Source organism: Streptomyces sp. NPDC050264, from assembly GCF_040655895.1.
Classification (GTDB): Bacteria; Actinomycetota; Actinomycetes; order Streptomycetales; family Streptomycetaceae; genus Streptomyces.
Genome location: NZ_JBFAKV010000004.1, coordinates 251403 through 270358, shown reverse-complemented (window position 1 = coordinate 270358; position 18956 = coordinate 251403). Strand labels below are relative to the sequence as shown.

Below are 18956 nucleotides of genomic sequence, written 5' to 3'. Positions count from 1 at the left end.
TCGCGTGGATCACCGGTCTACTTCGCGAGTCAACAGACTCCTAGACCACTTGGGACCCGCGTGACGGCATCTGCACCGCGGGGCCCCTTCTCCACCATGGGGAACACATGCGCATTCGTGCCACCGCGGCCGCCGTGACGGTCTCCGGCGCCCTGGCCCTCACCGCGTTCGCCGTACCGGCAGCACAGGCGGACGACTCCGCGTCCGCTGCCAAGCGGGCCCAGGCGCTCGTCTCGGACGCCGCCGCTGCCCAGCAGCACAACGGCGCCCGCGCGCTGACCCGTTCCGCCGCCGACGACGGCGAAGGCGACACCGCCATCTCGAACGTCGTCGTCAACGGCGGCAAGGACCTGGTGGCCGGCACCTCGGCCACCCTCAAGTTCGCGGTCACCTTCACCGTCAAGGACAACTCCGGAGTCCTGTCGGCCCAGGCGTTCCTGTGGAAGGGATCGGCTCTCGACGAGAACGCCCTGGGCTGGTTCCCGCTCGAGGACGAGGCCTCGTGCAAGGTGGTCAACGCCACGACGTCCACCTGCACGCAGCACTTCCAGGCCAGCCCGAAGACCGAGCTCTACAACGGGCTCGAGGGTGGCAACTGGCACGTGTGGGCGCTCGCCCAGGGCAATGACTACGACTACGCCACGAAGGACAACTACAAGACCGTCGGGCTCAAGCGCTACTCCAAGCTCACCACCAACGCCGCCCCCGAGCCGGTCAAGAAGGGCAAGACCATCACGGTCTCCGGCCTGCTGTCCCGCGCCAACTGGGACACCGGCAAGTACGCGGGCTACACCAAGCAGAAGGTGACGCTCCAGTACCGCAAGAAGACGTCCAGCACGTACTCGAACGTCAAGACGGTCACGTCCTCCTCGACCGGCGCGCTGAAGACGACGGTCACGGCGTCCGCGGACGGCTACTTCCGCTACAAGTTCGCCGGCACCTCCACCACCCCGGCGGTCACCTCGGTCAGCGACTTCGTCGACGTCCGCTAGTCAGCACCGGCAGGCACCACCGCTAGGGCCTGTCTTCAAACTCCCGTCTGCCCCGCGACGCCTGGCACGCACTCTCGCCGCACCGGGCGTAAAGCCAAGTACATCCAGTACGAGGCTTTGCACCCGGCCCGCCGAGAGCACGCACCAGACGCCGCGGGGGCGCCCTTCGGGCGACGACGGGACTTTGCAGACAGGCCCTAGTCGGGAAAGCGGCGGCCGATCCACTTCCACAGGAATTCGAGGACGGCCGCCGCCACCACCGCCACACCCACCGCCGTCCACGGCATGGTGGTACCCACCAGCTTCAGCGCGAAGAAGTCCTGCAGCCACGGCACGGCCAGGACCAGCAGGAAGCCGAGCGCCATCGCCGCCACCAGGCACACCCGCCACCACGTGTAGGGGCGGGCGATGATGGCGAGCACCCACATCGAGATCAGGAACAGCGTCAGCGTCGCCGAACTGGTCTCCGCGCCCAGCGCGCCCGAGCCCGTGTAGAAGTGCCGGGCGATCATGTAGATCACGAAGGTGGCGAGCCCCGCGACGGCCCCGCCAGGGATCGCGTACCGCATCACGCGTTTCACGAAGTGCGGTTTCGCGCGCTCCTTGTTGGGCGCGAGCGCCAGGAAGAACGCCGGGACGCCGATCGTGAGGGTCGACAGCAGCGTCAAGTGCCGCGGCAGGAACGGGTATTCGACCTGGCAGCAGACCACGAGCAGGGCGAGGATCACCGAGTAGACGGTCTTGACCAGGAACAGGGTCGCCACGCGCGTGATGTTGCCGATGACGCGCCGGCCCTCGGCGACGACGGAAGGCAGCGTCGCGAAGCTGTTGTTGAGCAGCACGATCTGGGCGACCGCGCGGGTCGCCTCCGAACCCGAGCCCATCGAGACGCCGATGTCGGCGTCCTTGAGGGCGAGTACATCGTTCACGCCGTCGCCGGTCATCGCCACGGTGTGTCCGTGGGACTGGAGCGCGGCGACCATGTCCCGCTTCTGCTGCGGGGTGACCCGGCCGAACACGGTGCCCTCGTCGAGCGCGTCCGCCATCTCCGCCCGCTCTTTGGGCAGGGTGCGGGCGTCGACGGTGTTCTCGGCGCCGGGCAGGCCGAGCTTTCCGGCGACCGCCCCGACCGAGACGGCGTTGTCACCGGAGATGACCTTGGCCTTGACGTCCTGCTCGGCGAAGTAGTGCAGGGTGTCGGCGGCGTCGGGGCGCAGGCGCTGCTCCAGGACGACGAGCGCGGCCGGCTCGGCGCCCTCCTCCACCCCGGGGTCCTCCAGATCTTTTGTGACGCGGGTGAGCAGCAGTACGCGCAGCCCCTGCTCGTTGAGTTCCTCGGTGTCGGTGAGGGCCGGGTCGCCGTCGGGCAACAGCACGTCGGGCGCTCCGAGCAGCCACGCGCTGTGCGTCCCGTCGCCCTCGCTGAAGGCGGCGCCGCTGTATTTGCGGGCCGAGGAGAACGGCAGCGCCTGGGTGCAGCGCCACTCCCCGCTGTCCGGGTAGGCGTCGATGATGGCCTGGAGCGAGGCGTTGGGCCGCGGGTCGGACCCGCCGAGCGCGCCGAGCACCTTGCGTACGTGGCCTTCGTCGGCGCCGCCGAGGGCGCGCAGCTCGGCGATGTCCATGCCGCCCTCGGTGAGCGTTCCGGTCTTGTCGAGGCAGACCGTGTCGACGCGGGCCAGCCCCTCGATGGCGGGCAGCTCCTGCACCAGGCACTGTTTGCGGCCGAGGCGGATGACGCCGATCGCGAAGGCGACGGAGGTGAGCAGGACGAGGCCTTCGGGGACCATCGGCACGATGCCGCCGACGGTGCGTGCGACGGAGTCCTTGAAGTCGTGTTCCTTGACGACGAGCTGGCTGATGATCAGGCCGATCGCGGTCGGGATCATCATCCACTGGACGTACTTGAGGATGGTGGAGATGCCGGAGCGCAGCTCGGACTGGACGAGCGTGAACCGGCTCGCCTCTTCGGCGAGTTGGGCCGCGTACGCCTCGCGCCCCACCTTGGTCGCCTGGAACGCGCCGCCGCCCGCGACCACGAACGACCCCGACATGACCGGGTCGCCGGACCGCTTCACGACCGGGTCGGCCTCACCGGTGAGCAGCGACTCGTCGATCTCCAGGCCGTCGGCCTCGGCGCACGTGCCGTCCACCACGATCTTGTCGCCGGGCCCGATCTCGATCAGGTCGCCGAGCACGATCTCGGAGGTGGAGATCTCGGTGGCGGCCCCGTCGCGCCGGACCGTCGGTCTGGCCTCGCCGATCACGGCGAGGGAGTCCAGGGTCTGCTTCGCGCGCCACTCCTGGATGATGCCGATGCCGGTGTTGGCGATGATCACGAAGCCGAAGAGGCTGTCCTGGATCGGCGCGACGATGAGCATGATCAGCCAGAGCACGCCGATGATCGCGTTGAAGCGTGTGAGGACGTTCGCGCGGATGATCTCGGTGAGCGAGCGCGAGCTGCGCACGGGCACGTCGTTGACCTCGCCGCGGGCGACGCGCTCCGCGACCTCGGCACCGGTGAGCCCCGTCGCCCGCTCCGGCATGGGCACCGGGTGCACCGGATCCAGTTCGGAGCCCGCGTCGATGTGCGTCATGGGAACGACAGTACGGGCGATATGGGGGGTACGCCCCCCTTACGGAGTCTTTGCCGCGGCCCGCTTGATCGCCGCGTCACGGCCGCGGACGTACCAGATGCCGATGAGGCCGAGGCCCGCGCCGGCCAGACAGGTCCATACCCACCAGGTCTGTCCGCGGTCGTCGAACCAGCCGTAGAACGGCAGCTGGACGAGGAAGAGGACGAACCACAGGATCGTGCCGCCGGTGATGGTGGCGACCACAGGACCCTCCAGGGGTTCAGGTGCCTCGTGCTTGGGGGTCCACTTCGCCATGTGCACAGCTTACGAGGGATCGGTTTCGGAACTGGCCGCAACCCCTTGTCACCCGTGTGCCGCAAGGGTCTACGCGCGGAGATAGCGAATTCCGGCTCATATGTTCATACTGAAACGGCCTGAGTCTGGCCACTTCTGTTCGTACGAAATGCCAACGGAAACATCGGGGTAACCGATTGGTGATCACGCGAGGACCAGACTCGATCACGTTCCCGCCCGCAGAAGCTCCGCTCTGAATACCGCTGAGGTCACCCATGTCCACTTCGGCCACCGCTCCGGTCGATGCCAACGAACAGCCGCCGTCGGCCCCGAAGAACGGCTTCGACCGGTACTTCAAGATCTCCGAGCGTGGCTCGACGGTCGGCCGTGAGGTCCGTGGCGGTTTCGCCACGTTCTTCGCGATGGCCTACATCATCGTGCTGAACCCGATCATCCTCGGCAGCGCGAAGGACATGTACGGGCATCAGCTCGACAACGGCCAGCTGGTCACCGCCACCGCGCTGACCGCCGCGTTCACCACGCTGCTCATGGGTGTCATCGGCAATGTGCCGATCGCGCTCGCCGCGGGCCTCGGCGTGAACACCGTCGTCGCCCTGCAGCTCGCGCCGCGCATGTCGTGGCCGGACGCGATGGGCATGGTCGTCCTCGCGGGCTTCGTGGTGATGCTGCTCGTCGCCACCGGCCTGCGGGAGCGCGTCATGAACGCCGTGCCGCTCGGCCTGCGCAAGGGCATCGCGATCGGTATCGGCCTCTTCATCATGCTGATCGGCCTCGTCGACTCCGGCTTCGTCTCCCGTATGCCGGACGCCGCGCAGACCACCGTGCCGCTGCAGCTCGGCGCCGACGGCCACCTCAACGGCTGGCCCGTGCTGATCTTCGTCCTCGGCGTGCTGCTGACGCTGGCGCTCCTGGTCCGCAAGGTGCCGGGCGCGATCCTGATCTCCATCGTCGTGATGACCGTCGTCGCGGTGATCGTGGAAGCCGTCGCCAAGGTGCCCTCGTGGGGGCTGACCTCCCCGAAGTGGCCCGGGAACCCGGTCTCCACCCCGGACTTCGGGCTCGTCGGCGACGTCAGCCTGTTCGGCGGGTTCAGCAAGGTCGGCGTGCTGACCGGCATCCTCTTCGTCTTCACCGTGCTGCTGTCGTGCTTCTTCGACGCGATGGGCACGATCATGGGCATCAGCGACGAGGCCCATCTGACCGACGAGCGCGGCCAGATGCCCGGCATGAACAAGGTCCTGTTCATCGACGGCATCGCCGTCGCCGCCGGCGGCGCCTCGTCGTCCTCCGCCACCACCTGCTTCGTGGAGTCCACGGCCGGTGTCGGCGAGGGCGCCCGGACCGGCTTCGCGAACGTCATCACCGGTGGCCTCTTCGCGGTCGCGCTGTTCCTCACGCCGATCGCCACGATGGTCCCGTCCCAGGCGGCCACCCCCGCGCTGCTCGCGGTCGGGTTCCTGATCCTGTCCGGCGGCATCCGGGCCATCGACTGGGGCGACTACACGATCGCGATCCCGGCGTTCGTGACGATGCTGATGATGCCGTTCACGTACTCGATCACCAACGGCATCGGCATGGGCTTCATCACCTTCACCGTGCTGCGCGTCGTGGCGGGCCGGGCCAAGGAGGTGCCGGTCGCCATGTACGCGGTATCGGCGGTCTTCACCTTCTACTACCTCATGCCGGCGCTCGGCCTGACGTGATGCGGTCCCGCGGGGCGGCTCAGGCCGCCCCGTAGAACCTCTCCGTCTCCTCGACCGCCGTTTTGAAGCGTTCGTCGAAGTCGTCTCGAACGAGCGTCCGGGCCACGTAGTCCTGGACGCTCATTCCCCTTTTCGCGGCATGTCCCTTGAGCCGGTCGAGCAGCTCACCGTCTATCCGCAGGCTGAGCACAGTCGATCCCATGCGGACAGGGTCGCGGGAGCACGCCGCCCGGCGTGTCACTTTCTGGAACCGACTCACTCGTATGGGTGATGTAGGGGTTCGGTGGCGTGAATCACGGGCAGCCTGGGCCCATGCGGTAGTAGTTAGACACAGTAATGAGTTACGCTAACGAACATGCCGGACCTCTCCCATGGCGATGACGTAGCCGCCGTGAACTCGCTGCGCTCCGCCGTGATGCGCCTGTCCCGCCGACTCAAGCACCAGCGGGTCGACGAATCGCTGAGCCCCACCGAGATGTCGGTGCTCGGCACCCTCGCGGGATGCGGCTCGGCGACCCCGGGCGCGCTGGCCCGCAAGGAGCATGTGCAGCCGCCGTCGATGACCCGCATCGTCGCGCTCCTGGAAGCCAAGGGACTGGTCAGGCTGGAGCCTCACCCCGAGGACCGCCGGCAGAAGGTCGTCACCTCGACCGAGCAGGCCGAGGCCATGCTCGCCGAGTCCCGCCGCAGGCGGAACGCGTGGCTGGCCGACCTCGCCGTCGGACTCGACGAGGACGAGTGGGCCAAGCTGCGCGCCGCCGCCCCCGTACTGGAGAAGCTCGCCCAACTCTGAGAACACTTCGAACACTTCGAACACTTCGAACACTTCCGAGCACGACGACCGCCGAGGAGGCGAACCCACTTTGAGTACGGGATCCGGAGCAGACTCCGCCCCCGCACCAACCGCCCACGACGAAACCGCCCACCCCCGCAAGCCCTCGATGTTCGCGAGCCTGAAGGTGCGTAATTACCGCCTGTTCGCGTCCGGGGCAGTGATCTCCAACACCGGCACCTGGATGGCCCGCATCACCCAGGACTGGCTGGTCCTGTCCATCACGGGCTCGTCCGCCGCCGTCGGCATCACGACGGCGATGCAGTTCCTGCCGATGCTGCTCTTCGGGCTGTACGGCGGCGTGATCGCCGACCGGTTCGCCAAGCGGAGCCTGCTCTTCTGCACCCAGGGCGCGATGAGCCTGTCCGGCCTGTTCCTGGCCGCGCTCACGCTCTCCGGCAACGTGCAGGTCTGGCACGTCTACGTCGCCGCGTTCTTCACCGGCCTGGTCACCGTCGTCGACAACCCGACACGGCAGTCCTTCGTCTCCGAGATGGTCGGCCCGGACCAGGTCCGCAACGCGGTGTCCCTGAACTCCGCGAACTTCCAGTCCGCGCGGCTCATCGGCCCCGCCGTCGCCTCCGCGCTGACCGCGGCCGTCGGCCCCGGCTGGGCGTTCCTCGCCAACGGCCTGTCCTTCCTCGCGCCGCTCACCGGTCTGCTGCTGATGCGCACGCGCGAGCTGCACGAGATCAAGCGGACCCCTCGCGGCAAGGGACAGCTGCGGGAGGGACTGCGCTACGTGTCGGTCCACCCCGAGCTGATCTGGCCGATCGTGCTCGTCGGATTCGTCGGCACGTTCGGCTTCAACTTCCCCATCTGGCTGAGCGCGTACGCCGACGACGTGTTCCACGGCGGGGTCGGCCAGTACGGCCTGTTCAACACGTTGATGGCGATCGGCTCGCTGGCCGGCGCACTGCTCGCGGCGCGCCGCCGCTCGACCCGGCTGCGGGTCCTGGTCGGCGCCGCGATCGGCTTCGGTGTCCTGGAGTTCCTGGCCGCGTGGGCGCCGGGCGTCTGGGCGTTCGCCCCGCTCATCGTGCTGCTCGGCATCCTCGGCCTGACGGTCAACGTGACGGCCAACTCCACCGTCCAGATGGGCACGGACCCGGAGATGCGCGGCCGCGTCATGTCCCTGTTCATGATGGTGTTCACCGGCGGTACGCCGTTGGGCGGACCGCTCTTCGGCTGGATCGCCGACCAGTACGGGGTCCGGGTCAGCTTCACGATCGGCGGTGTGATCTGCGCCGTGGCGGCGGCCGGTGTCGGCCTGATGCTGGCCCGCGCGGCGAACCTGCGCCTCAAGGTCGACCTGCGGCGCGGCGAGCGCCATCTGCAGTTCGTGCCGCGCGAGCCGCGGGAGCTGGCCGCGGTGGCGTGAGCCTCGTCCGCGAGCGGGGGAAGGGCCGGACGGGATCTCTCCGTCCGGCCCTTCGCCGTATCGCCGTACGTGAGACTGGCGCGGTGAGACTCTTCGCAGCGGTGCTGCCCCCGGCCCCCGTCCTCGCCGAACTCGGCCGCGCGGTCGACCGTCTCGCGGACCACGACGGACTGCGCTGGACCGGCCGGCCCGGCTGGCACCTCACGCTCGCTTTCTACGGCGACGTACCGGAAGCGACCGTGCCCGAGCTGACGGAACGGCTGGCGCGGGCCGCGGCGCGCACGGAGGCGTTCGAACTCGCGCTGCGCGGGGGCGGACACTTCGGCGGGAGAGCCCTGTGGGCCGGGGTGCGCGGGGACGTCGCCGCGCTCGGGCGGCTGGCCGAGCGGGCGGAGGCGGCCGGCCGGCGGGCCGGGCTGCCCGGGGAGCACCGCCGCTACCGCCCGCATCTGACGCTGGCGCGCGGCAGCCGGGCCGATCTCGGCCTCGGGCCGTACGCCGAGGCGCTCGTCGCCTTCGAGAGCGCGGCCTGGACCGTGGACGAGCTGGCGCTCGTGCGCAGCAACCTCCCGGTGTCCGGGGTGCCGGGGGAGCGGCCGCGCTACGAGAAGGTCGCCGCCTGGACGCTGCCGGGCGCGCGTTAGGCTCGGTACGTGGACCCGAAGACGCGGAACCGGATCATGGCCGGGGTACTTGTGCTGATGTTCGTCGTGGTGGCCGTCGCGGCGGCCGTCGGCGCGTAGGCCTCGGCCGCCGCGACGTGTGCGCGTCCGGCGCGCTCTACCAGGCGAACGCCTCGGGGGACGGCCCCGGACCCGGGAAGATCTCGTCCAGCCCCGTCAGGACCTCCTCGCTCAGTTCGAGCTCGACCGCGCGCAGCGCCGAGTCCAGCTGCTCCTGGGTGCGCGGGCCGACGATCGGGCCCGTGACGCCCGGCCGGGTCAGCAGCCAGGCCAGGGCCGCCTCACCGGGCTCGATGCCGTGCTTGTCGAGCAGGTCCTCGTACCGCTGGACCTGCTCGCGCACCTCGGTGTTCTCCAGCGAGCTCGCGCTGCGGCCGGCCTTGCGGCGCTTGCCCTCGCTCTCCTTCTTGAGCACACCGCCGAGCAGCCCGCCCTGCAGCGGGGACCACGGGATGATGCCGACGCCGTACTCCTGCGCGGCCGGGATGACCTCCATCTCCGCGCGGCGCTCGGCCAGGTTGTAGAGGCACTGCTCGCTGACGAGGCCGACGCGGCCGTGCCGGGCGGCCGTCTCATTGGCCTGGGCGATCTTGTAGCCGGGGAAGTTGGAGGAGCCCGCGTAAAGGATCTTGCCCTGCTGGACCAGGACGTCGACCGCCTGCCAGATCTCCTCGAACGGGGTGGCCCGGTCGATGTGGTGGAACTGGTAGATGTCGATGTAGTCCGTCCGGAGGCGCTTGAGGCTGGCCTCGACGGAGCGCCGGATGTTCACGGCGGAGAGCCGGTCGTGGTTGGGCCAGACGTGGCTGTTGTCGGCCGTCATGTTGCCGTAGACCTTGGTGGCGAGAACGGTCTTGTCGCGCCGCGCACCGCCCTGGGCGAACCAGCTGCCGATGATCTCCTCGGTACGGCCCTTGTTCTCGCCCTGGCCGTACACGTTCGCGGTGTCGAAGTAGTTGATGCCACTGGCCAGCGCCGCGTCCATGATGGAGTGGGCGGCCGCCTCGTCGGTCTGCGGTCCGAAGTTCATGGTGCCGAGGACCAGTCGGCTGACCTTGAGTCCCGTGCGTCCGAGCTGTGTGTACTTCATGGTTTCCAGCCAAGGACGTGGAGTGCGCTCTAGGCAAGCGGATCAGGACACCGGATCCGCTGCGGGCCGGGCGGGGTACGGGCCGCCGACGCCCCACGCCTGGTGCAGCGCGTCCGCGAACGCGCCGGCCAGCTTGTGCTCGCCCGAGGCGTTCGGATGCGTGCCGTCGTAGGTGTCCGTGTGGATGTCGTACGACTCCGGGACCGAGGCGAGCAGGAGCGGTGAGCGGGGCTCGTCGAGATCCGCGACCGCCTTCGCCAGCAGGGAGTTGAAGTGGGCGACCTGCGCCGCGAAGGGGGCGTCGGACTCGGCCCGGATGTTCGGGATCACCGGGAGCGCGACCATGCGCAGGGCCGGGTTCGCCGCGCGGGCCCCGGTCACGAAGCGGCGTACGTTCTCCGCGGTCTGCCCGGCGTTCGTGTAGAAGCCGAGGTCGATCAGGCCCAGCGAGATCAGCAGGACGTCGGCGCGGGTCTCGGTGACGGTGGCCGCGATCGCCGGGGCCATGTGCAGCCAGCCCTCGCCCCAGCCCGCGAAGTGGTGCTGCGGGAAGTCCGGTTCGGCGTAGTCGTGGCTGTCGCCGTACAGGGCGGTGCGGGGGCCTACGACGGCGAACTCGGTGCCGGTGGCGCGCAGGTGCTGCCACATGCGGTGGCGCCAGGTGTGCTCGCCCGCGCTTCCTATCGTCATCGAGTCGCCGACGAACATGAACCTGAGCATCGGATCATCATCGTCGATCACCCGGGCCGCGTGCGTGTGAGTCCGAACACGCCTGGCAAGCTGGGGGCATGCGTTCGTACAAGGCGTCATCACGGGTGGGTGGGGTCGCGGCCGCCGCCGTGCTGCTCTCGGTCTTCGCGGTCGGTCCCGCCCTCGCCGACGACCCGCCGGCCGGCTCCGACGGGTTCACCATCCAGGACCCGCGGATCACCGAGTCCAGCGGCCTCGCGGCCTCCCGCGCCCACCCCGGCGTCTACTGGACCCACAACGACAGCGACGACGGCGCGTACCTGTACGCGGTCGACGGGCGGACCGGGAAGACCCTCGCCACCCTCACCCTCACCGGCATCGGCTCCCCGCGCGACGTCGAGGCGATCTCCGTCGGCCCCGACGGCGATCTCTACGTGGGCGACATCGGGGACAACCTCGGCGGCAAGTGGGACCACGTGTGGATCTACAAGCTGCCCGAGCCGAAGGAGCTGCGCGACCAGACCGTACGGGCCACTCAGTACGTCGTGAAGTACGCGGACGGGCCGCGCAACGCCGAGGCGATGATGGTCCACCCGAAGACCGGGCGCGTCTACATCGTGGAGAAGGGCGAGGACGGGGGCGGCCTGTACGAGGGTCCCGACCCGCTCGACTCCTCCGCCACGAACGTCTTCAAGCGCGTCGCCGACATCGACCTGTGGGTGACCGACGGCGCCTTCTCGCCCGACGGGAAGCAGCTTGCCCTGCGCGGGTACTTCGGCGGCGTCGCGTACTCCTGGAACGACGGAAAGCCCAAAAGGCAGGGCCAGTTGAACGTGCCGTTGCAGCCCCAGGGCGAATCGGTGACGTACACCCTCGACGGGAAGACCCTCCTCTACGGCAGTGAGGGGAAGGGCAGTTCCGTGAAGCCCGTGGAGGTGGAGGGCGCGGGCGGCAGCGGCAACTCCGGCGGTGAGAGCGGGAGTTCGGGCAGCGACGGGGACGGTGGCGGGTTCACCGGCAAGGCCGGAGCCGTCGGGGCCGCCGTCGCGCTGATCGCGGTCATCGGGATCGGCCGGCTGCTGCGGCGGCCCAAGGCGAAGTGATCCGGTAGCGGGCGACCGGTCTCTGGTCGCCTCGTTCGCCGGAGGGGCTGGTCCGTGCCCCTCCGGCGAACCGGGGGTGCGTCAGAGCTGGCCGATGACGTAGTCGACGCAGGCGGTCAGCGCCTGCACGTCGGCCGGGTCGATCGCCGGGAACATGGCGACGCGGAGCTGGTTGCGGCCCAGCTTGCGGTACGGCTCCGTGTCGACGATCCCGTTGGCGCGGAGCACCTTCGCCACGGCGGCGGCGTCGATGTCGTCGGAGAAGTCGATCGTGCCGATGACCTGCGAGCGCTTGGCCGCGTCCGTCACGAACGGCGTCGCGTACTTCGACTCCTCGGCCCACGAGTACAGGCGGGTCGAGGAGTCCTTCGTGCGCGCCGTCGACCAGGCGAGGCCGCCCTGCCCGTTGATCCAGTCCAGCTGCTCGCCGAGCAGGAAGAGCGTGGCGAGCGCCGGGGTGTTGTACGTCTGGTTCTTGCGGGAGTTGTCGATCGCCGTCGGCAGCGAGAAGAACTCCGGGACGTGCCGGCCGGACGCGTGGATCCGCTCGGCGCGCTCGATCGCCGCCGGGGAGAACACGCCGATCCACAGGCCGCCGTCGGAGGCGAAGGACTTCTGCGGAGCGAAGTAGTAGACGTCCGTCTCGGCGATGTCGACCGGCAGGCCGCCCGCGCCGGACGTGGCGTCGACCAGGACGAGCGCGCCCTCGTCGGCACCGGCGACACGCTTGATCGGGGCGGCGACACCGGTCGAGGTCTCGTTGTGGGTCAGGCCGTAGACGTCGACGCCGGCTTCGGCCTTCGCCTCCGGGTGCGTACCCGGGTCCGAGCTGATCACGGTCGGCTCGGCCAGCCACGGGGCCAGCTTCGACGCCTTCGCGAACTTGGAGGAGAACTCGCCGAAGTTCAGGTGCTGCGACTTGTTCTCGATCAGGCCGTGCGTCGCCACGTCCCAGAAGGCGGTGGAGCCGCCGTTGCCGAGGATGACCTCGTAGCCCTCGGGGAGCTGGAACAGGTCCTTCACGCCCTCGCGGACGCGGCCGACCAGGTTCTTGACCGGGGCCTGGCGATGGGAGGTGCCGAGCAGGGAGGTACCGGTGGCGGCCAGGGCGTCCAACGCCTCCGTACGCACCTTGGAGGGGCCAGCGCCGAAACGTCCGTCGGCGGGCTTGATGTCAGCGGGAATCTGGATCTCAGCCACGCCTTGGAGGGTAGCCGGTGGATTTGGCGGGCCTGGGCTTTGTCCGGCGGCTGAGATGGGGAGTCTCGTCCGAAGGGTGGTGGGGGATTGCCGGGGGCGGCTGTCGTCGTGGCCGGTCCAGGTCGTTTTGTGGCCGCGGGCCGGTGGGGCTTTTCGCGCCCCGGAGCGCCTTGGCGTCTGCCGCGTCTCGCCGTCGTGCGGGTGCGGCTCTCGTCGTGGCTGGTCGCGCCGTTCCCCGCGCCCCTGAGACGCGCACCGCGTGCGCCATCTCAGGGGGCCGCCGATGCCCACCCGCCCCACCGGCACCCTCCCCCGAGCGGTGAGCGACATGCATGCTGGGGGCATGGCTGACGACATCGGTAGGGCCCTACGGGACGTCGTCCGGGGCGACGTCGACTTCGGGATCGGCGCCCGCGCGCTGCACACGATGGACGCGTCCAACTACCGAAGAGTCCCGCTCGGCGTGGTCGCCCCGAAGGACGCGGACGACGTCCGGGCCACCCTCGCCCTCTGCGCGGAGCGCAACGTTCCGGTGGTGGGGCGCGGCGGCGGCACGTCCATCGCCGGGCAGGCCACCGGGACGGGGGTCGTCGTCGACTTCACCCGGTACATGAACCGCGTCCTGGACCTCGACCCGGCGGCGGGAACGGCCGTCGTGCAGCCGGGACTCGTACTCGACCGGCTCCAGGCGGCAGCCTCCCCGCACGGGCTGCGGTTCGGGCCCGACCCCTCGACGCACAGCCGCTGCACGCTCGGCGGGATGATCGGCAACAACTCGTGCGGCTCGCACTCCGTGGCGTGGGGCACGACAGCGGACAGTGTCGCCGCGCTGAGCGTCGTCGGCGCGGACGGTGCCGCATACCGGCTCGGGCAGGGCTGGGACGGCGCGCCGCAGGGGCTGCGGGCCCTGGTGGAGCGGGAGTTGGCGACGATCAGGACCGGGTTCGCGCCGTTCGCCGGGCTGCCCCGGCGGATCTCCGGGTACGCCGTCGACGCGCTGCTGCCCGAGAACGGCACCGACCTGGCCCGCTTCTTCTGCGGCACCGAGGGCACGCTCGGGCTCGTCACCGAGGCGACCGTCAAGCTCGTCGGGGCGCCCATCGCGAAGGCCCTGGCCGTGCTCGGCTATCCGGACGAGAGCGCGGCCGCGGAAGCCGCCGCGGGCCTGCTGCCGTACGGGCCGCTGACCGTCGAGGGGATGGCCGCCGACCTCGTACCGGCGGATTCGGGGCTGCCGAAAGGCGGGGCGTGGCTGTTCGTGGAGACCGGGGGCGCGACGCCGGGTGAGGCGCGGGCCGCCGCCGAGGGGATCGTGCGGGCGGCGGACGTGGTGGACGCGCTCGTGGTCGACGATCCGGCCGGGCAGCGGCGGCTGTGGCGGATCCGGGAGGACGCCAGCGGGACGGCGACGCGGATGCCGGACGGCAGCGAGGCGTGGCCCGGCTGGGAGGACTGCGCCGTGCCGCCCGCGCGACTGGGCCCGTATCTGCGGGAGTTCAGGGGGTTGCTGCGGGAGCACGGGCTGCGCGGCACCCCGTACGGGCACTTCGGTGACGGCTGCATTCATGTCCGTATCGACTTCGATCTGCTGACGGAGGCGGGGATCGGGCGCTTCCGGCGGTTCTCCGAGGAACTCGCCGTGCTGGTCGCCGCGCACGGCGGATCGCTGTCCGGCGAGCACGGGGACGGTCAGGCGCGCGCCGAGTTGCTGCCGACGATGTACGGGAGCGAGCTGGTCGGCCTCTTCGAGCGGGTCAAGGGAGTGTGGGACCCCGCCGACGTGCTGAACCCGGGGATGCTGGTGCGGCCGGCCCGGCTCGACGAGAACCTGCGGTTCGCCGTGCTGCCCCGCGAACCGGTGGACGTCGTCTTCGGCTATCCGCACGACGGCGGGGACTTCTCGGCCGCGGTGCGCCGCTGCGTCGGGGTCGCCAAGTGCCGTACGGAGTCGGCCGGTTCGGGTGGTGGCGTGATGTGCCCGTCGTTCCGGGCCACCGGTGAGGAGGCGCATTCCACGCGCGGGCGGGCGCGGCTGCTGCACGAGATGCTGGCCGGCGAGGTCGTCACCGACGGGTGGCGTTCGGAGGAGGTACGGGACGCGCTCGACCTGTGCCTGTCCTGCAAGGGGTGCAGGAGCGACTGCCCGGTGGGCGTCGACATGGCCACGTACAAGGCCGAGTTCCTGCACCACCATTACGAGGGGCGGCGCCGGCCGATGGCGCATTACGCGATGGGGTGGCTGCCGCGCTGGCTCCGCCTGGTCGAGCGGACGCGGACGGCCGGGATCGTCAACTGCCTCGGTGGCGTACGGGCGTTGGCGGGGCTGGCGAAACGGGTCGGCGGGATCGCGGGGGAGCGGGAGATCCCCCGGGTGGCGCGGGGGACGTTCAGCGGTGCCTGGCATCGCGGGCTCGGGAGGCGGTTCGCTGCGGCGCGGGCCCGCGGCGACGGTCCGGAGGTGGTGCTGTGGCCGGACACGTTCACCGATCATCTGGCGCCGCAGGTGGCGCAGGCCGCGACGCGGGTCCTGGAGGCGGCCGGGCTCGCCGTGGCGCTGCCGCCGACGCGGACGCACGGCCGGACACCGGCGGTGCGCGGGCGGGTCTGCTGCGGGCTGACGTACGTCTCCACCGGGCAGCTCGACCGGGCCCGCGCCGTGCAGCGCCGCACCCTCGACCTGATGGAGCCGGTGCTCGCCGGGGAGCGGCCCGTCGTCGTCCTGGAGCCGTCCTGCGCGGCCGCGCTCCGCACGGATCTGCCCGAGCTGCTCCCGGACGACCCCCGGGCGCGCCGGCTCGCCGACCGGGTGGTCACCTTCGCCGAGGCGCTGGAGCGGTACGCGCCGCAGTGGACGCCGCCGCGGATCGACCGGCCGGTCGTGGGCCAGACCCACTGCCATCAGCACGCGGTGCTGGGCGACGCGGCGGACCGACGGCTGCGCGAACGGGTAGGTCTGGAGGGCGAGTTGAGCGGCGGGTGCTGCGGCCTCGCGGGCAACTTCGGCTTCGAGAAGGGGCATTACGAGGTGTCGGTGGCCTGCGCGGAGGAGGCACTGCTGCCCGCGGTGCGGGAGGCCGGCGACGGAACGCTGGTGCTGGCCGACGGATTCTCGTGCCGGACGCAGGTGGAGCAGCTGGCGGGGGTGCGGGCGCGACATCTCGCGGAGATCCTGGCGGACGGGCTGGGCTGACCGGTGGCCTGGCCGGCCGGGGTTTCAGTTGGCAGGGGGTGTCGGCTGACCGGTGGTCTCGGTCGACCGGGGTCCCGGTTGGCGGGGTCTGCCCGACCAGGGGCCCGCTCGGGCGGGGCCCGGTCGACCGGAGGTCCTGGTCAGCCGGGGGTCCCGTGGCCCTCGGTTGCCACCTCGTGGGCCAGTGCGATCAGCGCGGGGGCCGACGGGTGGCCGGGGCCCTCGCGGCGGGCCAGGTGGACGGGGAGGGCCGGGGCGTCCGTGAGCGGGACGTAGGTGACGCCGGGGTACGGATGCATCCCGACCGTGGCGGTCGACGTGACGCCGACCGCCTGGTCCGCGGCGATCGCGGCGAGCCAGTCGTCGGTGTTGGCGACCGGCAGGGTCACCGTGGGCCGGGCGGTCGGCGGCCACAGGTCGAGGGTGGTGGTGCCGGAGACGGTGTTCAGGGCGATGACCTGGTCGCGCAGGTCGGCGAGGGTGAGTGCGGGGCGCCGGGCGAGCGGGCTGTCGGAGGGGAGCGCCGCCACCCGCGTCTCGCGGTGCAGGAGTTCGGTGACGAGGCCGGGCGCGTCGACCGGGCCGCGCAGCAGGGCGACGTCGACGGCGCCGCGGGTGAGACCGGCCGTGCGGTCGTCGATCCGCAGCAGCTCCAGCGGCACGTCCGGGTGGGCCTGCCGCCAGCGACGTAGCAGCGGCGTCGTGAAATCGCCCGCCGCGGACCAGGCGTGGCCCAGACGCAGGGGGCGCCGCGTGGTGCGGGCGGCGGCGAGCGCGTCCTCGAACGCGGCGACGGCGACGGCCGCCTTCTCGCGGAACGCGTGGCCCTCGGGGGTGAGGGCGACGTGGTGCGTGGAGCGGTCGACGAGGCGGACGCCGAGCGCGGTCTCCAGGGCGGCGAGGGTGCGGGAGACGGCGGGCTGGGTGAGGCGCAGGCGCGCGGCGGCGCGGGTGACGTTGCCCTCCTCGGCGATGGCGAGGAAACAGCGCAGGTGGCGCAGTTCGATGGCGTGGTCCCGGTCCCGGCTCATGTTCGCGGAGCATAACGGGAGCGCAGAAGGCATTTCACAGGCCGCGCCCGGCGGTTCTAGCGTGGAGGTTCACGCGGCGCGTCCAGTCCAGCACCGTGGACGCGTAAGTTCAAAATAATGCACTCATGGCCGAGGGGCAGTGCATTCCTGACCGGGGAGAGGAAACGAGGCCTTGTGAACGGCTCGCGCACCGAACAGCCGCAGTCGCCCGCGCCGGAGGCCGTCGTCCTCACGGGGGCCGGCGGCGCGGAACCGGCCGCCGAGGGCCGCTGGGGCACCTTCGGCCCGGTCGGCCTGGTGCTCACCGGCTGTGTCTCGGTCCAGTTCGGCGGCGCGCTCGCGGTGAGCCTGATGCCGCGCGTCGGCGCGGTCGGCGTGGTGACGCTGCGCCTGGTCGTGGCGGCGCTCGTGCTGCTGGTGGTGTGCCGCCCGCGGCTGCGCGGCCACTCGCGCGCCGACTGGGGCACGGTCGTCGCGTTCGGCGTCGCCATGGGCGCCATGAACATGCTCTTCTACCAGGCCGCGGCCCGTATCCCGCTCGGCCTCGCGGTCACCTTCGAGGTCCTGGGCCCCCTCGCCCTCTCCGTGCTGGCCTCGCGCCGCGCGGTCAACTTCCTCTGGGCGGGCCTCGCGCTGTGCGGCGTGTTCCTGCTCGGCGGCGCGGGGGACGGGCTCGGCGGCCTGGACCTGGTGGGCGTCGCCTTCGCGCTCGCGGCGGGCGCGATGTGGGCGACGTACATCATCTTCAGCGCCCGCACCGGCCGCCGCTTCCCGCAGGCCGACGGGCTCGCGCTCGCGATGGCCGTGGCGGCGGTGCTCAGCCTGCCGCTCGGCATCGCGGCCTCCGGCACCCGGCTCCTCGACCCGGTGACGATCGGCCTGGGCGCGGCCGTCGCCGTCCTCTCCTCGGTCCTGCCCTACACCCTCGAACTCATCGCCCTGCGCCGCCTGCCCGCGTCCACGTTCGCGGTCATGATGAGCCTCGAACCGGCCATCGCGGCCCTGGCCGGCTTCCTGGTCCTGAGCCAGGCCCTGTCCTGGCTCCAGGCCATGGCGATCGCCCTCGTCATCGCGGCGAGCATGGGGGCGGTGCGGACGCAGGTGGGGCGGCGAAAGCGGGGCTGAGCGCGGGCCCGGCGGCGGCCGGGGTCAGACGCGGCCCCGCGAAGCCGCCGCCAGGAACGCGGTGAAGGCGTGCGGGGTGACGCGGAAGGGGCCGACGGCCGGGTTCTTCGAGTCGCGGACAGCCACGGCGGTGGGGAGCGCCGCGACCTCGACGCACTCACCGCCGCTGGTGCCGCTGTAGGACGACTTACGCCACTGTGCGTCTGTCGGGTTCGGGTTCCTGCCCATAACGTTCCTCCGTGACGCGGACGATCAGTTGGGCCGACTCCTCCGGGGAGAGAGCGCAGGCCTGTAGGCGAGCGTAACCGACCGAACGCTCCCTGATCACTTGTGGATTGGCCGTCATGTGCCCCTGGTCGTAGCTCTCCGCGTAGAAGAGGTCGGGGTCCTCGTCGAAGCGGAGGAGGGTGAACGAACCCATCATCCCTGTGTGTTGACCCACCGAGAAGGGGAGCACCTGGATGTTGAGCCAGGGACCCGCGGCGAAGCGCAGCAGATGCTCCAGCTGGCGCCGCATGACGTCCCGGCCGCCGACCTCCTGGTGCAGCACCGCCTCGGCGAGCACCACCCACAGGGCGGGGGGAACGGCGCGGTCGAGGATGCGCTGGCGCTCCTTGCGGGCCGCCACCTGCTCGTCGACCCGCTCGGGATGGTCCACGCCGAGCAGCGCCCGCGCGTACTCCTCGGTCTGGAGCAGCCCGTGGATCAACTGGCACTGGTAGGTGGAGATGTACGACGCCCGCGCCTCCAGCTCCGCGTACGGCTGGAACCACGTGGGCAGTTGGCTGCGCAGCACCAGCCCCACCAGCCGGGAGAAGAGACCGCCCGTGCCGAGCGCGGCGTCGGCCCGCTCGCTGAAGTCGCGGGTCGGGATCTTCTTGGTCGTCTCGATCTGGCCCACGAGTGAGCCGGTGCAGAAGATGCAGGCGCCCAACTGGTCCTGGCTCAGGTCCGCTTCCTCCCGCAGGCGGCGCAACTCGGAGCCGTAGAAGTCCAGTGGGGAGGCGCTGGGGTCGAGCGAGCGGATGTTGGCCATGTGGGGGCA

General features: G+C 71.0%; 17 protein-coding genes. 8 read left to right on the top strand and 9 right to left on the bottom strand.

The features are described 5' to 3' along the window. Nucleotides 1-107: 107 nt before the first annotated feature. Nucleotides 108-992 carry a DUF5707 domain-containing protein gene (locus tag AB0J02_RS08715; protein WP_363192859.1) on the top strand — a complete coding sequence of 295 codons (885 nt, stop codon included), beginning with the start codon at nucleotides 108-110 and terminating at the stop codon, nucleotides 990-992. A 197-nt stretch (nucleotides 993-1189) separates the two neighbouring features. Here AB0J02_RS08715 and AB0J02_RS08710 read toward each other — a convergent pair whose 3' ends face one another. Together AB0J02_RS08710 and AB0J02_RS08705 are read right to left on the bottom strand one after the other, a co-directional pair. After that, on the bottom strand, nucleotides 1190-3589 hold the full coding sequence (locus AB0J02_RS08710; protein WP_363192858.1) for an HAD-IC family P-type ATPase: 2400 nt from the start codon (nucleotides 3587-3589) through the stop codon (nucleotides 1190-1192). 39 nt (nucleotides 3590-3628) lie between these two features. Then, nucleotides 3629-3883, bottom strand: a complete 255-nt coding sequence (locus AB0J02_RS08705; RefSeq protein WP_363192857.1) for a DUF2530 domain-containing protein — start codon at nucleotides 3881-3883, stop codon at nucleotides 3629-3631. A 254-nt stretch (nucleotides 3884-4137) separates the two neighbouring features. Between AB0J02_RS08705 and AB0J02_RS08700 the strand changes: the two genes are divergently transcribed. Further along, nucleotides 4138-5586, top strand: coding sequence for an NCS2 family permease (locus tag AB0J02_RS08700; RefSeq protein ID WP_363192856.1), 1449 nt, complete (start codon nucleotides 4138-4140; stop codon nucleotides 5584-5586). A 19-nt stretch (nucleotides 5587-5605) separates the two neighbouring features. On the opposite strand, the gene AB0J02_RS08695 is transcribed toward AB0J02_RS08700, so the two are convergent. Further along, complete coding sequence (locus AB0J02_RS08695) at nucleotides 5606-5788, bottom strand: ribbon-helix-helix protein, CopG family (RefSeq protein WP_363192855.1); 183 nt, start codon at nucleotides 5786-5788, stop codon at nucleotides 5606-5608. A 153-nt stretch (nucleotides 5789-5941) separates the two neighbouring features. On the opposite strand from AB0J02_RS08695, the gene AB0J02_RS08690 reads away from it, so the two are divergent. The 3 genes from AB0J02_RS08690 to thpR all read left to right on the top strand — a co-directional run bounded on the left by AB0J02_RS08690 (nucleotide 5942) and on the right by thpR (nucleotide 8443). Next, nucleotides 5942-6379 carry a MarR family transcriptional regulator gene (locus AB0J02_RS08690; RefSeq protein ID WP_363192854.1) on the top strand — a complete coding sequence of 146 codons (438 nt, stop codon included), beginning with the start codon at nucleotides 5942-5944 and terminating at the stop codon, nucleotides 6377-6379. A 70-nt stretch (nucleotides 6380-6449) separates the two neighbouring features. After that, nucleotides 6450-7799: an MFS transporter gene (locus AB0J02_RS08685; protein ID WP_363192853.1), complete on the top strand. Its 1350-nt coding sequence runs from the start codon at nucleotides 6450-6452 to the stop codon at nucleotides 7797-7799. Between the two features lie 83 nt (nucleotides 7800-7882). Then, complete coding sequence (gene thpR / locus AB0J02_RS08680; RefSeq protein ID WP_363192852.1) at nucleotides 7883-8443, top strand: RNA 2',3'-cyclic phosphodiesterase; 561 nt, start codon at nucleotides 7883-7885, stop codon at nucleotides 8441-8443. 136 nt (nucleotides 8444-8579) lie between these two features. Here thpR and AB0J02_RS08675 read toward each other — a convergent pair whose 3' ends face one another. Together AB0J02_RS08675 and AB0J02_RS08670 are read right to left on the bottom strand one after the other, a co-directional pair. Beyond that, the gene (locus AB0J02_RS08675; protein WP_363192851.1) at nucleotides 8580-9572 is read right to left on the bottom strand and encodes an aldo/keto reductase; all 993 of its coding nucleotides are present in this window, start codon (nucleotides 9570-9572) and stop codon (nucleotides 8580-8582) included. Between the two features lie 42 nt (nucleotides 9573-9614). Next, nucleotides 9615-10292 (bottom strand): GDSL-type esterase/lipase family protein, encoded by a 678-nt coding sequence (locus AB0J02_RS08670; RefSeq protein ID WP_363192850.1) that lies wholly within the window; start codon nucleotides 10290-10292, stop codon nucleotides 9615-9617. A gap of 68 nt (nucleotides 10293-10360) precedes the next feature. Here AB0J02_RS08670 and AB0J02_RS08665 point away from each other — a divergent pair, with 68 nt between their 5' ends. Continuing rightward, the gene (locus tag AB0J02_RS08665) at nucleotides 10361-11365 is read left to right on the top strand and encodes a WD40 repeat domain-containing protein (RefSeq protein WP_363192849.1); all 1005 of its coding nucleotides are present in this window, start codon (nucleotides 10361-10363) and stop codon (nucleotides 11363-11365) included. Nucleotides 11366-11446: 81 nt separating this feature from the next. On the opposite strand, the gene serC is transcribed toward AB0J02_RS08665, so the two are convergent. Beyond that, entirely contained in the window at nucleotides 11447-12565 is a 1119-nt protein-coding gene (serC, locus tag AB0J02_RS08660) for a phosphoserine transaminase (RefSeq protein WP_363192848.1), read from the bottom strand. A gap of 343 nt (nucleotides 12566-12908) precedes the next feature. On the opposite strand from serC, the gene AB0J02_RS08655 reads away from it, so the two are divergent. Further along, nucleotides 12909-15755, top strand: coding sequence for an FAD-binding and (Fe-S)-binding domain-containing protein (locus tag AB0J02_RS08655; protein WP_363192847.1), 2847 nt, complete (start codon nucleotides 12909-12911; stop codon nucleotides 15753-15755). A 140-nt stretch (nucleotides 15756-15895) separates the two neighbouring features. Here AB0J02_RS08655 and AB0J02_RS08650 read toward each other — a convergent pair whose 3' ends face one another. Then, on the bottom strand, nucleotides 15896-16786 hold the full coding sequence (locus tag AB0J02_RS08650; protein ID WP_363192846.1) for a LysR family transcriptional regulator: 891 nt from the start codon (nucleotides 16784-16786) through the stop codon (nucleotides 15896-15898). A 174-nt stretch (nucleotides 16787-16960) separates the two neighbouring features. On the opposite strand from AB0J02_RS08650, the gene AB0J02_RS08645 reads away from it, so the two are divergent. Then, nucleotides 16961-17911 (top strand): EamA family transporter, encoded by a 951-nt coding sequence (locus AB0J02_RS08645; protein WP_363192845.1) that lies wholly within the window; start codon nucleotides 16961-16963, stop codon nucleotides 17909-17911. 24 nt (nucleotides 17912-17935) lie between these two features. Here the strand turns inward: AB0J02_RS08645 and AB0J02_RS08640 are convergent, their stop codons facing one another. Next, the gene (locus AB0J02_RS08640) at nucleotides 17936-18139 is read right to left on the bottom strand and encodes a DUF397 domain-containing protein (RefSeq protein WP_363192844.1); all 204 of its coding nucleotides are present in this window, start codon (nucleotides 18137-18139) and stop codon (nucleotides 17936-17938) included. Further along, nucleotides 18099-18947 carry a helix-turn-helix transcriptional regulator gene (locus AB0J02_RS08635; protein ID WP_363192843.1) on the bottom strand — a complete coding sequence of 283 codons (849 nt, stop codon included), beginning with the start codon at nucleotides 18945-18947 and terminating at the stop codon, nucleotides 18099-18101. Before AB0J02_RS08635 ends, AB0J02_RS08640 begins: the two co-directional genes overlap by 41 nt. Between the last annotated feature and the right edge of the window lie 9 nt (nucleotides 18948-18956).

What these genes read in the sequence shown, in the direction of transcription:
- AB0J02_RS08715 (WP_363192859.1), top strand. Translation starts at nt 108, where the DNA reads ATGCGCATTCGTGCCACCGCGGCCGCCGTGACGGTCTCCGGCGCCCTG.
- AB0J02_RS08635 (WP_363192843.1), bottom strand. Translation starts at nt 18,947, where the DNA reads ATGGCCAACATCCGCTCGCTCGACCCCAGCGCCTCCCCACTGGACTTC.
- AB0J02_RS08710 (WP_363192858.1), bottom strand. Translation starts at nt 3,589, where the DNA reads ATGACGCACATCGACGCGGGCTCCGAACTGGATCCGGTGCACCCGGTG.
- AB0J02_RS08690 (WP_363192854.1), top strand. Translation starts at nt 5,942, where the DNA reads ATGCCGGACCTCTCCCATGGCGATGACGTAGCCGCCGTGAACTCGCTG.
- AB0J02_RS08665 (WP_363192849.1), top strand. Translation starts at nt 10,361, where the DNA reads ATGCGTTCGTACAAGGCGTCATCACGGGTGGGTGGGGTCGCGGCCGCC.
- AB0J02_RS08670 (WP_363192850.1), bottom strand. Translation starts at nt 10,292, where the DNA reads ATGCTCAGGTTCATGTTCGTCGGCGACTCGATGACGATAGGAAGCGCG.
- AB0J02_RS08695 (WP_363192855.1), bottom strand. Translation starts at nt 5,788, where the DNA reads ATGGGATCGACTGTGCTCAGCCTGCGGATAGACGGTGAGCTGCTCGAC.
- AB0J02_RS08655 (WP_363192847.1), top strand. Translation starts at nt 12,909, where the DNA reads ATGGCTGACGACATCGGTAGGGCCCTACGGGACGTCGTCCGGGGCGAC.
- AB0J02_RS08640 (WP_363192844.1), bottom strand. Translation starts at nt 18,139, where the DNA reads ATGGGCAGGAACCCGAACCCGACAGACGCACAGTGGCGTAAGTCGTCC.
- AB0J02_RS08650 (WP_363192846.1), bottom strand. Translation starts at nt 16,786, where the DNA reads ATGAGCCGGGACCGGGACCACGCCATCGAACTGCGCCACCTGCGCTGT.
- AB0J02_RS08675 (WP_363192851.1), bottom strand. Translation starts at nt 9,572, where the DNA reads ATGAAGTACACACAGCTCGGACGCACGGGACTCAAGGTCAGCCGACTG.
- AB0J02_RS08705 (WP_363192857.1), bottom strand. Translation starts at nt 3,883, where the DNA reads ATGGCGAAGTGGACCCCCAAGCACGAGGCACCTGAACCCCTGGAGGGT.
- AB0J02_RS08700 (WP_363192856.1), top strand. Translation starts at nt 4,138, where the DNA reads ATGTCCACTTCGGCCACCGCTCCGGTCGATGCCAACGAACAGCCGCCG.